Below are 13,351 nucleotides of genomic sequence, written 5' to 3'. Positions count from 1 at the left end.
TGTGCTACTTCCTCGAGGTCGCGGCGGTGGTCTGATCGGCGGGGGCGGCTGGTGCCGGCGGGGCGGGCTCGGGCAGGCGGTCCGCGGCGTGCGGGGCGATGGCGCGCAGGGCCTGCAGCAGGGCGGGGGTGTCCGCGGCGCGGCGGGTGCGCAGCCCGGTGTCCACGAGCAGTCCGCCCAGGTCCCAGGTGATCACAGCCAGCCCGTCCTTCTCCACGAACTTCCCGGCCATCCCGGATTCTCGGCGCAACACCCGGATCGCCTCGGCGGGCACCCACAGGTCCTCGGCGCCGTCGCGCACGATGATCAGGCCCTCGGTCAGGACCAGGGCCTGCCCGTCGGCGCGCGCGCCCAGCCCGTGGACCGCGATCCGATCCAGCCAGTCCCCCGCGCGGGTGGTGCTGACGTACTGGGCGGGGCAGGCGAAGGAGGCCTGCGCCCCGTCGAGGCGCTCGGGCACCGGGGCGGGCCGGGCGATCCCGGACTGCCGGTCCCGGCGGTGGCGCCAGCCCAGTCCGATCAGCCCGAGCACGATCCCGGCCAGCAGCAACGAGGAGAGCAGGGTCAGCAGGTGGTGGAAGGTCATGCGCGCGCCCCCTCAGCCTCCGGGGTGCGGGGGGTCGCCATGCGCCCGTCCAGGACGGTCGGGTGGCCCTCCCAGACGGTGGCCATGACCCGCCCGGGCAGCTCCAGGCCGCGGTAGGGCGAGTTGCGGCCCTTGCTCTGGTGCTCCTCCGGGACGACGATGCGCCGGGCCTGCGGGTCCACCAGCACGAGGTTGGCCGGCTCCCCCACCGCGATCGGACGGCCCTGTCCCGGGATGCGGGCGATACGCGCGGGGTCGGCGGACATGATGCGGGCGACGTCGGCCCAGGTGATCAGCCCGGTGTCCACCAGGGTCTGCTGGACCACGGACAGAGCGGTCTCCAGACCCGTCATGCCCATCGCCGCACACGCCCACTCGCACTCCTTGTCCTGCACCGGGTGCGGGGCATGGTCGGTGCCGATCACGTCGATGGTCCCGTCGGCCACGGCCGCGCGCAGGGCCTGGACGTCCTCGGCAGTGCGCAGCGGGGGGTTGACCTTGTACACGGGGTCGTAGGTGCGGGCCAGCTCGTCGGTGAGCAGCAGGTGGTGCGGGGTGGCCTCGGCCGTGACGGCGATGCCGCGCTGCTTGGCCCAGCGCACGATCTCCACCGAGCCCTTGGTGGACAGGTGGCAGATGTGCACCCGGGAGCCGACGTGCTGGGCGAGCAACACGTCCCGGGCGATGATGGACTCCTCGGCCACCGCGGGCCAGCCGGCCAAGCCGAGCTCCGCGGAGACCGCGCCCTCGTTCATCTGGGCCCCGTCGGTCAGCAGCGGCTCCTGGGCGTGCTGGGCGATCATCCCGTCGAAGGCCTTGACATACTCCAGGGCCCGGCGCATCAGCACCGGGTTGTGTACGCACCTGCCGTCATCGGAGAACATCCGCACCTGCGCCCGGGAGTCCGCCATCGCGCCGATCTCGGACAGGCGCTCACCCTGCAGACCCACGGTCACCGCCCCGACCGGTCGAACCTCGACCCAGCCGGCGTCCTGGCCCAGCCGCTGGACCTGCTCCACGACCCCGGCGGTGTCCGCGACGGGATCGGAGTTGGCCATCGCGCAGACCGCGGTGTAGCCGCCGGCGGCGGCCGCCCGGGTCCCGGTCTGCACGGTCTCGGCGTCCTCCCGGCCGGGTTCGCGCAGGTGGGTGTGCACATCCACCAGCCCGGGCAGCAGCACGAGGCCCTCGGCCTCGATCACCCGGGCGGACTCGGGGGCGGTCAGGTTCTCGCCGAGCTCGGCGATGCGCCCCTCGCGCACCAGCACGTCCACGGTCTGCTCGCCCAGCAGGCGGGCGTCTCGGATGAGGATCGCGGCGTCGGTCATGGTGTCCTTTCCGGTGCCCTCAGGCACGATCGGCCTCCGGGTCCCCGGTGGCCCCGGCGGGGTCCGGGGCGCCGGTGAGCAGGTGGTAGAGCACGGCCATGCGCACGGAGACCCCGTTGGCCACCTGGCGCAGGACCAGGGAGCGCGGGGAGTCCGCGGCGTCGGCGCTGATCTCCAGGCCCCGATTCATCGGCCCCGGGTGCAGGATCGCGGTCTGCGCCCCGCGGGCGCTGAGGCCGGCCAGGCGCTCGGGGCTGAGTCCCCAGAGCCTCGCGTACTCCTCGGAGCTGGGGAAGAAGGCCGCGTGCATGCGCTCGCGCTGAATGCGCAGCAGCATCACGGCGTCCGGGTCCTGGGCCAGGGCCTCGTCGAGGTCGTAGCTGACCCGCACCGGCCAGTCGTCGATGCCCACCGGCAGCAGGGTCGGCGGGGCGACGAGGGTGACCTGCGCGCCCAGGGTGCTCAGCAGCCACACATCGGAGCGGGCCACCCGGGAGTGCAGGATGTCGCCCACGATCACGATGCGCATCCCGGCCAGGTCCGTGCCCTGGGCGCCGGTGCCGGTCAGCTCGGCGCGACGCTGGCGCAGGGTCATCGCATCCAGCAGCGCCTGGGTGGGGTGGGCGTGGGTGCCGTCCCCGGCGTTGACCACCGGGGCCTGGATCCACCCGCTGGTCGCCAGGCGGGCCGGGGCGCCGGAGGCGGGATGGCGGATCACGACGGCGTCGGCGTTGATGGCCTCCAGGGTCTGGGCCGTGTCCTTCAGGGATTCGCCCTTGGACACGGAGGAGCCCTTGGCCGCGAAGTTGATGACGTCGGCGGAGAGCCGCTTCTCCGCGGTCTCGAAGGAGATGCGGGTGCGGGTGGAGTCCTCGAAGAACAGGTTGACCACGGTGCGCCCGCGCAGGGCGGGCAGCTTCTTGACCTCGCGGGAGCCGACCTCCCCCATCCGGTCCGCGGTGTCCAGCAGGGCGATGGCCTGCTCGCGGGTCAGGGAGCGGGTGTCCAGCAGGTGCCTCATGCCCGGGCCTCCCCCGCGCTCGGCGCCGTCTGCGGGCCCGGGCGCGGCGGGGCCGGGTCCAGCAGCACGCAGTCGCTGAGATCCCGCTCGTCCTTCCCGCTCAGCGCGGGGGCGGCGTCGGTCTCGGCGAGGAAGACCCGCACGGATTCGGCGGCGGCGGTGGGCAGGTTCTTGCCCACGTGGTCCGCGCGGATCGGCAGCTGCCGGTGGCCGCGGTCGGCGAGCACGGCCAGGCGCACCAGGGCGGGGCGGCCGTAGTCGGCCAGGGCGTCCAAGGCGGCGCGCACGGTGCGCCCGGAGTACAGGACGTCATCCACGAGAACGACGCGGCGTCCGTCGATCCCCAGGCCCGGCAGGCGGGTGGCTTCGGGGGTGCGGGAGGTGCCGGTGCGCAGGTCATCCCGGTACATGGTCACGTCCAGCTGCCCCAGGGCCGCGGCCGGGTCGAAGGCGGGATCGATGCGGTGCAGGCGCTGGGCCAGGCGCCGGGCCAGCGGATACCCGCGGCGGGGGATGCCGAGCAGCACGAGGTCCTCGGCGCCCTTGTTGGCCTCCAGGATCTCGTGGGCGATCCGGGTCAGGGCCCGGTCGATGTCGGCCGCGTCCAGGATCACCCGGGCTCGCGGCGAGACCCTCGGGGGGTCCTCTCGGTTATGCTGATCGGTCATGGACTCGGCCTCCTTCCCCGCCTCACCGGACGGGAGCTTAAAGGGTGCTCTGCTAGGCTCGAACCTACCACAGGAGCCTGGACGCGCCGAGGCCGCCCGGACGCGATCGGTCCGGGCGGCCTCGGCGGGTGCTCAGGCCAGCAGGGTCGGCTTGACCTTCTGCAGCCGGCCCAGCAGCCCGTTGACGAACCGCGGGGAGTCATCCGTGGAGTGGGTGCGGGCCAGGCCCGCCGCCTCGGAGACGGCGACGGCGTCGGGGACGTCGTCGTTGTACAGCAGCTCCCAGGCCCCGATGCGCAGGATCGCCCGGTCCACGGCCGGCATCCGGTCCAGCGTCCAGCCCTTGGAGTAGGTCTCCAGGGCCTCGGCGATCTCCTCGTCGTGCTCGAGGACCCCGCGCACGATCCGCTCGGAGTAGTCGGAGATCAGGGCCGAGGTGTGGGCGCGGCGCCGACGCAGCACCTCGAGGGTGTCCTCGCCGCGCGAATCGGCTTCGAACAGCACTTCCAGGGCGCGCACGCGCGCCTTCGTCCGGGAGTTCACTCGTTGACGCGGCCCAGGTAGTCGCCGCTGCGGGTGTCGACCTTGACGCGGGTGCCCTGCTCCACGAACAGCGGCACCTGGATCTGCGCGCCGGTCTCCAGGGTCGCGGGCTTGGTGCCGCCGGTGGAGCGGTCGCCCTGCAGGCCGGGCTCGGTGTAGGTGATCTCCAGGACCACCGACGGCGGCAGCTCGATGTACAGCGGCGTGCCCTCGTGGAAGGCCAGCGTGGCGTTCTGGTTCTCCAGCATGTAGTTCGCGGCATCGCCCACGACGGCGGCGGGGACGGTGACCTGGTCGTAGGTCTTGTTGTCCATGAAGACGTAGTCCTCGCCGTCCTGGTACAGGTACTGGTACTCGGAGCGGTCCACCGTGGTGATGTCCACCTTGGCGCCGGCGTTGAAGGTCTTGTCCACGACCTTGCCCGTGTTGACGTTGCGCAGCTTGGTGCGCACGAACGCCCCGCCCTTGCCCGGCTTGACGTGCTGGAACTCGATGACGCCCCAGAGGTTCCCGTCCAGGTTGAGGATGGTCCCGTTCTTGATGTCGTTGGTCGTTGCCACGGACACTCCTTCTCGGTTCGTACTGCTCTCGCCGCATCCGGGGACGCGCGGGAGGGCGCATCCGTGCGGCGGCGGATCAGGTGCCATTGTATCGCCTCCCCGGCCCGCTTCCCCCGTGGCGCGGTCGGCGGGGGCCTCCTCAGGCCTCGGCGATCTCCTGGTAGGTGGCGAACAGCAGGGTCTCGTCCGGGACCTCCATGATCCGCGGGCGGGCGATCCCGTCGAGGACGACGAAGCGCAGCAGATTGCCGCGGGTCTTCTTGTCCCGGTGCATGGCCTCCAGCAGCCGCGCCCAGCGATCCGCCCGGTATCCGGTGGGCAGGCCCAGGGATTCCAGGATCGCGCGGGTGCGCTGCACGACGGCCGGGTCCAGGCTGCCGGCCGCGGCGGACAGCTCCGCGGCGAAGACCATGCCCACCGCGACCGCCGCCCCGTGGCGCCACTGATACCGCTCGGCCAGCTCGATCGCGTGCCCCAGCGTGTGGCCGTAGTTGAGGAACTCCCGCCGCCCGGTCTCGCGCAGGTCCTCGGAGACGATCTCGGCTTTGACCCGCACGGCCCGCTCGATCAGCTCCCGGATCACCGCGGACTGGGAGTCGCGCAGCTGCTGCGGGTGGGCCTCCAGGAGCTCGAGGATCTTCGGGTCGGCGATGAACCCGCACTTGACGACCTCGGCCAGCCCGGTGAGCAGCTCGTTGACGGGCAGGGTGCGCAGGGTGCCCAGGTCGCACAGCACGGCCGCCGGCGGATGGAAGGCCCCGACGAGGTTCTTACCCTCGGCGGTGTTGATCCCGGTCTTCCCGCCCACCGCGGCGTCGACCATGCCCAGCAGCGTCGTGGGCAGGTGCACGACCCGCACCCCGCGCAGCCAGGTCGCGGCGACGAAGCCGGCGAGGTCGGAGACCGCTCCCCCGCCCACCGAGATCACGACGTCGGAGCGGGTGAAGTCGTTCTGCCCGAGCACCTGCCAGCAGAAGGCCGCGACCTGCGCGTGCTTGCCCTCCTCGGCGTCGGGGATCTCCGCGGAGAAGGCCTCGTATCCGGCGGCGCGCAGATCGCTCATGACCAGCTCGCCGGTGGAGCGCAGGGCCCGCGGGTGCACGATCAGGGCCCGGCGCACCCGGGGGCCCAGGATCCCGGGCAGCTCGCGCAGCAGGTCATGGCCGATGAGCACCTCGTAGCTCTCGCCGGGACGCTGACCGGTCGCGGGGATCCGGGTGATCGGCTCGGGTTCGCCGCTGGGCTGGCTGCTCATCGCTGCTCCTTCCCGGCCGCGCGGGCCAGGTGCTCGTGGATCTCATCGGCCAGGGTGACCAGGTCCCGGTGCCCGCGGGCGTCCACGACCAGGTCCGCCAGCCGCTCGTAGGTCTCGTGGCGCTGGGCGTACATCTGCCGCCAGCGCTGCAGGGGGTGTCCGGCCAGCAGCGGCCGGTCCCCCTCCGTCCGGATCCGCTCCGCGACGGTCTGCTCGTCCACCAGCAGGTAGACCACGGTGGTCTCGGCCAGCAGGCGGGCCACCGCCGGGGTCATCGGCGCGCCCCCGCCCACGGAGACGATCGCGCCGACGCTGTCGGGATCCGCGAGGATCTCGCCGATCGCGGCGGCCTCCAGGCGCCGGAAGTGGGCCTCGTCGTGGTGGGCGAAGATCTCCGGGATCGTGCCCTGGGCGGCGACGATGCGCGCGTCGGAGTCGATGAGCCGGTAGCCGTGGCGGGTGCGCAGCGTCTGTCCGACGGCGGATTTGCCGGCGGCCATCGGCCCGATCAGCACGACGGGCCGGGGGTGCACGGCGGCGTCGGGTGCGGTCGGGACCTCGCTCATGCGCGGGGGTCCCGCCCGTCGCCCACGGTGCGCAGGGAGGCCGGGATCGCGGCCAGGTAGGCGTCCTTGTTGCACGCGGTCTCCGCGATGGAGTCCCCGCCGAACTTCTCCAGGTACGCGTCGGCCAGCACCAGGGCGGTCATGGCCTCCGCGACGACCCCGGCGGCCGGCACGGCGGCGACGTCGGAGCGCTGGTGGTGGGCCCGGGTGGGTTCGCCCGTGGTGGTGTCCACGGTGCGCAGGGCCTTGGGCACGGTCGCGATCGGCTTCATCGCCGCGCGCACCCGCAGCACGTCCCCGATGCTCATCCCGCCTTCGATGCCCCCGGCCCGGTTGGAGGTCCGGTGCGCGGCGCCCTCGGCGTCCGGGACGATCTCGTCGTGGGCGGCGGAGCCGCGCCGGGCGGCGGTGCGGAAGCCGTCGCCGACCTCGACCCCCTTGATCGCCTGGATGCCCATCAGCGCTCCGGCCAGGCGCGCGTCCAGGCGCCGGTCCCAGTGCACGTAGGAGCCCAGCCCGGGCACCAGCCCGTAGGCCAGGACCTCGACGATGCCGCCGAGGGTCTCCCCGTCCTTGTGCGCGGCGTCGACCTCCCGGACCATCGCCTCGGAGGTCTGCGGGTCGGCACAGCGCAGGGGATCCGCGTCCAGGGTCGGCGTGTCCGCCGGCACCGGGGCCGGGTGGCCCTCCGGCAGACTCACCCCGCCCAGGGCGACGGTGTGGCTGACCAGCTGCGCGCCGAGGCTGTCCAGGATCTGCGCGGCGACCACGCCCAGGGCCACGCGGGTCGCGGTCTCGCGCGCGGAGGCCCGCTCCAGCACCGGGCGGGCCTCGTCGAAGCCGTATTTCTGCATGCCGGTGAGATCGGCGTGGCCGGGCCGGGGACGGGTCAGGGGCGCGTTGCGGGCCCTGCCCTCCAGCACCGCCGGGTTAACGGGGTCCGCGGACATGACCTCGGTCCACTTGGGCCACTCGGTGTTGGCGATCTCCACGGCCACGGGCCCGCCCTGGGTCAGCCCATGGCGCACGCCGCCGAGGATGCGGACCCGGTCCTCCTCGAACTTCATCCGCGCCCCGCGCCCGTAGCCCAGACGGCGCCGGGCCAAGGCCTCGCGCAGCTGCCCGGTGGTCAGCTCCACGCCGGCGGGCACCCCCTCGATGATGCCGACGAGCGCCTCGCCGTGGGATTCTCCTGCGGTCAGCCAGCGTAGGGTCACCTGGTCACGTTCCTTCGTCTCGTCTCGGCGAACCCGCCCGGCCGTGCATGGGGCACGGTGCCGGGCGGCGTCATCGGGGGTCGTCCCATTCTCCGCGGGCGCGGGCTCCGGCCGCAAGCGCCTGCCGGTGCGGGTCCTCTCGGTGCGGCGCTCACCCGTCCTCGGAGGGCGCGGTCTCGGTCAGCCCATCCAGAGTATGCACCGGCACGGGCTCCCGGACGGGAGCGGGCAGCCCGATCGCCGCAGCCATGGCCTCCAGGACGGTCTGCTGGTGCGGAAGCGGGCGGTCCAGGGGCAGGCCGAGGAACAGCTTGACCTGGTCCACCGCCTGGTGCAGCAGCATGTGCGCCCCGGAGGCCACCCGCGCCCCCCGCTGCTGCGCGCGCTCGGCCAGGACGGAGGGCCAGGGATCGTAGGAGACGTCCAGCAGGCGCAGCCCGGACAGGTCCCCGCTCAGCCGCCGGGCGTGCGGGTCGAAGGCGCGGGCCGGCAGGGTGCACACGGCCGTGCCGATCCCGTCCAGCTCCGCCGGGCAGTCTTCCAGGGGACGCATCCGCAGCCGCAGCCCGAGCCGCTCGGCCGCCGCGCGCAGCTCGCGGGTGCGGGAGGCGTCGCGCACGTACACGAAGGTCTCCTCCCAGCCCATCAGCCGCAGCGCGGCCGCGGCGGCCGTCGCGGTCCCGCCGCCGCCGATGACGGCCGCGGGGGCGACCGGTTCCGGTTCAGCGGGCCCGAGGTCGCGCAGGGCGTTGACGATGCCGGCGACGTCGGTGTTGTGCCCGAGCAGGCCCCGGGCCGCCCCGTCGGCGCCCCGCGACGCGGCCGCGACCGTGTTGACCACCCCGACGGCGCGGGCGAACGGGGTCAGCGCGGAGACCGCCCGGGCCGCGTCGGCCTTCAGGGGCATGGTCACGGAGTAGCCGCGCCATCCGGGCTCGGCCGCGGCGGCCAGCCGGGCCCCCAGCTCGGACCGAGGCGTCTCGAGACGCCGGTACCGCACGGCTGCGCCGAGCTCGCGGTAGGCGGCCGCATGCAGGTCCGGGGAGAGGCTGTGCCCGACCGGACTGCCCAGCACCGCCGCCCATGCGGCTGGGTCCGGTTCCTTCGGGGGCTCCGGGCTCACGAGCACTTGCCCTCGTGATCCGAGCACCAGCTCTGGTACTCCTCCACGTTCTTCTGATGCTCCGCGTAGGTCTTGGCGAACTTGGTCTCGCCGGTGTCCAGGTTGACCGTGACCCAGTAGTAGTAGTCGTTCTTCTGGGGGTTCTGCGCGGCCTGGATGGCCTTCAGTCCCGGCGAGCCGATGGGCCCCTCGGGCAGGCCCTTGTTGGCGAAGGTGTTGTACTTGTTGGAGGCGTCCTGCTTCTGCTCCGCGGTGATCTGGTAGGTCTTCTCCCCCAGCCCGTAGGCCACGGTCGCGTCGGACTGCAGGTACCCGTTGGTCTCCCCGCCGGGGTTGTCGATGCGGTTGTGGATCGCCCCGGCCACGGCGCGGTAGTCCTGCGGGGTGGCCTCGAACTCGAGGATCGAGGCGATGGTCAGCACGTCGAAGGTGTGCTGGTCCCCGGTGACCCCGGCGCTCTTCAGATCCGCTTTGGTCTTATCCACCATCTCGCGGATGATGTCCTCGGCGGTCGCGTCGGTCTTGAAGCGATACTCCCCCGGGTGCAGGTAGCCCTCGAGGGAGGGGAACTGCGAGGGGATGCCGAACTTCGCCGGGTCCTTGTCCAGCTGCTCGAATTCCGAGACGGGGATGCCGGTGCCGTCGGCGAGGGCCTTGAAGGCCTCGTCCTTGCGCAGGGTCTGGTTGATCGCGACGTAGTGCACCGCTTCCCCACCGGTGCCCAGCAGGGCGTCCACGGCGGCCTCGGAGCTCATCCGCTCCTGCAGCTGGAAGGTGCCGGGCTGGATGAAGGAGCCGTCGGACTTCTCCTCGTAGACGTCCACGAAGCGGCCCGCGTCGGCCACCACGCCCTTGTCCTCCAGGCCCTGGGCGATCTGCTGGTTGGTCTCCCCGGAGCTGACGGTGAAGGTCACGGCCGTGCCGTTGCCGTCCCCGTCGTAGTCCTTGGCCTGGAACAATCCGAGCTTGGGCCCCACGATCGCCCCGGAGACCACCAGGGCCAGGACGAAGACCAGCACCGCGGCCACCAGGGACTGCTGGCGCCGTTTCCGGCGTCGCCGGGCCTGCTCCGGAGTGATGTCCTCGTCCTCCACCCGCAGCCCGAGGACCCCATCGCGTCGGTCCGCGTCGCTGGGCGCGAGGATGTCGTGCAACCCGGCCTCGTCCTCGGACGAGGTGGGGCGTCGGCGTGTCGAGTCGTCGCTCACGCGGGATCTCCGTTCTGCTCGGGCCTCGGCTCCGAGGTCGGATCGAGGTGCTGGGACCGGGCGTCCTCGCGCGGCACGGTGGGCGCTTCCACACGATACCCGGCCACGGCGCGATCGGCCTTCAGGGCGTCCAGGCTCTGCTGCAGGATGGCCACGGCCGCGACCTGGTCCACCATCGTCTTGAACCGGCGGGAGGAGACCCCCGCCTCGTGCAGGGACCGCTGGGCCGAGACGGTGCTCAGCCGCTCATCGACCAACCAGACGGGGATCTCGCGTCCCTCGGCGGCAAGCTCCGCCACCAGGCCGGAGGCGTAGTCCTCGGCCATCTGGGTGGAGGCCGAGGAGCCCCCCGACAGGGTGCGGGGCAGCCCGACGTAGACCTCGGCGACCTCGTGGATCTCCAGCAGGCGGCGCAGTACCCGCCGATCGGAATCCGTGTTGAGGTTGCGCTTGAGGGTCTTCAACGGGGTCGCGAGGATGCCGTCCGGATCGGACAGCGCCAGGCCGACGCGGGCGTTGCCCACGTCGACGCCCATCCGCACGCCTCGGCTGAATCCCATTCCCGTGTCCTCCCGGCCCGTGGTGCGGCGGCTACTTCGCCGCGGTCGCGATCTGGCCGGCGACGGCCTCCAGGGCCTCGGCGATCTTGGCCGGGTTCTGACCGCCGCCCTGGGCCAGATCATCCTTGCCGCCGCCCCCGCCGCCGAGGATCCCGGCGGCGGTGCGCACCAGCTGACCGGCCTTGATCCCGGCGTCGCGGGCGCCCTGGTTGGTGGCCACGACGATCACGGGATGGCCCTTGGCCTCGGCGGCCACCGCCACCACGGCCGGGTCCTCCCCGAGCCGGTGGCGCAGATCCGTGGCCAGGCCCCGGGCGTCGTCGGCGGGGATCTGCCCGGCGTCGTGGGTGAGCACGCGGATCCCGGAGATCAGCTCGGCGGACTCGGTGAGCTTGCCGGCCTCGGCCTGCAGCTTCTCCCGGCGCAGCTTCTCCAGCTCCTTCTCCGCGGACTTCAGCTTCTCCAGGGTCTGACCGATGCGCTCGGGCAGCTCGGCGGAGGACTGGACCCGCATCAGGGAGGTGAGCTGGTTGACGAGGGTGCGCTCGGCGGCCAGGTGGTTGAAGGAGTCCAGGCCCACCAGGGCCTCCACGCGCCGGTTCCCGGAGCCCACGGAGGCCTCCGAGAGCAGGGACAGGGAGCCGATCTCCGCGGAGGACCCGACGTGGGTCCCCCCACACAGCTCGCGGGAGAAGTCCCCGTTGATCTCCACCACGCGCACGATGTCCCCGTACTTCTCCCCGAACAGGCTCATCGCGCCCATGGCCTTGGCCTCGGCCAGCGGCATCTCGCGGGTGATGACCTCGTAGTTGTCGCGGATCGCGGTGTTGGAGACCTCCTCGACCTCCGCCTGCACGGATTCGGACAGCCCCTCGTTCCACGCGAAGTCGAAGCGCAGGTAGCCCTCCTTGTTGAAGGAGCCGCGCTGCACGGCCTCGGGGCCCAGCACCCGGTGCAGGGCCGCGTGCACGATGTGCGTGCCGGAGTGGGCCTTCTCGGCGTCCTTGCGCCGCTGCACGTCCACCTGGGCGACCGCCGCGGCACCCGCGGGGACCTCGCCCTCGGTGACGACGCCGCGGTGAACGCTCAGGCCCTTGACCGGCTGCTGCACGTCCTTGACGCGGATCGAGAAGCCGTTGCCGGAGATCGTGCCGGTGTCGGCGGCCTGACCGCCGGCCTCGGCGTAGAACGGGGTCTCATCCAGCACCAGGTCGATCTCCTGCCCGGCCGAGGCGGCCGGAACGGTGGCCCCGCCAACCAGGATCGCGCGGATCGCGGATTCGGTGCGCAGCTGGGTGTAGCCGGTGAACACGGAGCCGCGCTCGTCGGCCAGCTGGCGCAGCACGTGCAGGTCCGCGTGCCCGCCCTTCTTGGCCCGGGCATCGGCCTGGGCGCGGTGACGCTGCTCCTCCATGAGCTCGCGGAAGGAGGCCTCATCCACCGAGACCCCGGCCTCGGCGGCCATCTCCAGGGTCAGGTCGATGGGGAAGCCGTAGGTGTCATGCAGGGTGAAGGCGTCCTCGCCGGTCACGGCGTGGCCTTCGGCCTTGGCCGCGGTGACGGCCTCGTTGAGCCGGCTGGTCCCGGACTCGATGGTGCGCAGGAACGCCTTCTCCTCGGCGTAGGCGACCCGGGAGATGCGCTCGAAGTCCCGCTCGACCTCGGGGAACGCGCCCTTCATGGCGTCGCGGGAGGCCGGCAGCAGCACGGGCAGGCAGGCCTCGGTGACCCCGAGCAGGCGCATCGCGCGGATGGCGCGGCGCAGCAGGCGGCGCAGGATGTAGCCGCGGCCCTCGTTGGAGGGGGTCACCCCGTCGCTGATCAGCATGAGGGAGGAGCGGACGTGGTCGGCGACCACGCGCATGCGCACGTCGTCCTCGTAGCCGGGGTCCTTCGCGGACTCCGAGCCGGAGTAGCGCTTGCCGGACAGCTCGGCCGCGGCGTCCAGGACGGGGCGGACCTGGTCGGTCTCGTAGAAGTTCTCCACGCCCTGCAGGAGCATGGCCAGGCGCTCCACGCCCAGGCCGGTGTCGATGTTCTTCTTCGGCAGCTCCCCGAGGATCTCGAAGTCGTCCTTGCCGATGCCCTCGCCGCGCTGGAACTGCATGAACACGAGGTTCCAGATCTCGATGTAGCGGTCGTCGTCGGCCGCCGGCCCGCCCTCCTTGCCGTAGGCGGGGCCGCGGTCGTAGAAGATCTCGGAGTCCGGGCCGGCGGGGCCGGGCTGGCCGGTGGACCAGTAGTTCTCCTTCATGTCCATCCGCTGCACCCGCTCCGCGGGCACCCCGACCTCGCGGGTCCACAGGTCGTAGGCCTCCTGGTCTCCCTCGTAGACGGTGACCCACAGCCGCTCCGGGTCCAGGCCGTAGCCGCCCTCGGAGACCGGGGAGGTCAGCAGGTTCCAGGCCCACGGGATCACCTCGGCCTTGAAGTAGTCGCCGAAGGAGAAGTTCCCGGCCATCTGGAAGAAGGTGCCGTGCCGGGCGGTCTTGCCGACCTCCTCGATGTCCAGGGTGCGGATGCACTTCTGCACGGAGACCGCGCGGGAGTACGGGGCGGTCTCCTGGCCGAGGAAGTAGGGGATGAACGGGACCATGCCGGCGATGGTGAACATCGAGCCGGGCGCGTTGGAGACCAGCGAGGCCGAGGGGACCACGGTGTGGCCTCGTTCGGCGAAGTAGTCGGTCCAGCGCTGGGAGATTTCCTGGGAGAGCAT

General features: G+C 72.5%; 13 protein-coding genes. All 13 read right to left on the bottom strand.

Annotated elements, in window-relative coordinates; all coding sequences use genetic code 11:
• Positions 1–4 precede the first annotated feature (4 nt).
• The 13 genes from AC0VXQ_RS05120 to alaS all read right to left on the bottom strand — a co-directional run bounded on the left by AC0VXQ_RS05120 (position 5) and on the right by alaS (position 13,351).
• Entirely contained in the window at positions 5–586 is a 582-nt protein-coding gene (locus AC0VXQ_RS05120; RefSeq protein ID WP_064725354.1) for a PH-like domain-containing protein, read from the bottom strand.
• Entirely contained in the window at positions 583–1,914 is a 1,332-nt protein-coding gene (locus AC0VXQ_RS05115) for a dihydroorotase (RefSeq protein ID WP_100463662.1), read from the bottom strand. The genes AC0VXQ_RS05120 and AC0VXQ_RS05115 overlap by 4 nt, the downstream gene beginning before the upstream one ends.
• Before the next feature lie 19 nt (positions 1,915–1,933).
• Positions 1,934–2,935 (bottom strand): aspartate carbamoyltransferase catalytic subunit, encoded by a 1,002-nt coding sequence (locus AC0VXQ_RS05110; protein WP_061225531.1) that lies wholly within the window; start codon positions 2,933–2,935, stop codon positions 1,934–1,936.
• Positions 2,932–3,603 carry a bifunctional pyr operon transcriptional regulator/uracil phosphoribosyltransferase PyrR gene (pyrR, locus tag AC0VXQ_RS05105; RefSeq protein ID WP_058731422.1) on the bottom strand — a complete coding sequence of 224 codons (672 nt, stop codon included), beginning with the start codon at positions 3,601–3,603 and terminating at the stop codon, positions 2,932–2,934. The genes AC0VXQ_RS05110 and pyrR overlap by 4 nt, the downstream gene beginning before the upstream one ends.
• Before the next feature lie 132 nt (positions 3,604–3,735).
• Positions 3,736–4,146 (bottom strand): transcription antitermination factor NusB, encoded by a 411-nt coding sequence (gene nusB / locus AC0VXQ_RS05100; RefSeq protein ID WP_058731423.1) that lies wholly within the window; start codon positions 4,144–4,146, stop codon positions 3,736–3,738.
• On the bottom strand, positions 4,143–4,706 hold the full coding sequence (gene efp, locus AC0VXQ_RS05095; RefSeq protein WP_058731424.1) for an elongation factor P: 564 nt from the start codon (positions 4,704–4,706) through the stop codon (positions 4,143–4,145). The genes nusB and efp overlap by 4 nt, the downstream gene beginning before the upstream one ends.
• Before the next feature lie 139 nt (positions 4,707–4,845).
• Entirely contained in the window at positions 4,846–5,961 is a 1,116-nt protein-coding gene (aroB, locus tag AC0VXQ_RS05090) for a 3-dehydroquinate synthase (protein WP_475529337.1), read from the bottom strand.
• The gene (locus tag AC0VXQ_RS05085) at positions 5,958–6,527 is read right to left on the bottom strand and encodes a shikimate kinase (RefSeq protein WP_058731426.1); all 570 of its coding nucleotides are present in this window, start codon (positions 6,525–6,527) and stop codon (positions 5,958–5,960) included. The genes aroB and AC0VXQ_RS05085 overlap by 4 nt, the downstream gene beginning before the upstream one ends.
• Positions 6,524–7,744, bottom strand: coding sequence for a chorismate synthase (gene aroC / locus AC0VXQ_RS05080; RefSeq protein ID WP_100463636.1), 1,221 nt, complete (start codon positions 7,742–7,744; stop codon positions 6,524–6,526). Before aroC ends, AC0VXQ_RS05085 begins: the two co-directional genes overlap by 4 nt.
• A 151-nt stretch (positions 7,745–7,895) precedes the next feature.
• Positions 7,896–8,867, bottom strand: coding sequence for a shikimate dehydrogenase family protein (locus AC0VXQ_RS05075; RefSeq protein WP_475529334.1), 972 nt, complete (start codon positions 8,865–8,867; stop codon positions 7,896–7,898).
• A complete protein-coding gene (mltG, locus tag AC0VXQ_RS05070) occupies positions 8,864–10,075 on the bottom strand; it encodes an endolytic transglycosylase MltG (protein ID WP_058731429.1) in 1,212 nt (403 codons plus the stop codon). The genes AC0VXQ_RS05075 and mltG overlap by 4 nt, the downstream gene beginning before the upstream one ends.
• Complete coding sequence (gene ruvX, locus AC0VXQ_RS05065) at positions 10,072–10,635, bottom strand: Holliday junction resolvase RuvX (RefSeq protein WP_058731430.1); 564 nt, start codon at positions 10,633–10,635, stop codon at positions 10,072–10,074. The genes mltG and ruvX overlap by 4 nt, the downstream gene beginning before the upstream one ends.
• Positions 10,636–10,666: 31 nt before the next feature.
• Positions 10,667–13,351: an alanine--tRNA ligase gene (alaS, locus tag AC0VXQ_RS05060; protein WP_058731431.1), complete on the bottom strand. Its 2,685-nt coding sequence runs from the start codon at positions 13,349–13,351 to the stop codon at positions 10,667–10,669.

The organism is Rothia sp. QJM3NY_36 (assembly GCF_056173115.1).
This window is presented reverse-complemented; position numbering and strand designations above follow the sequence as displayed.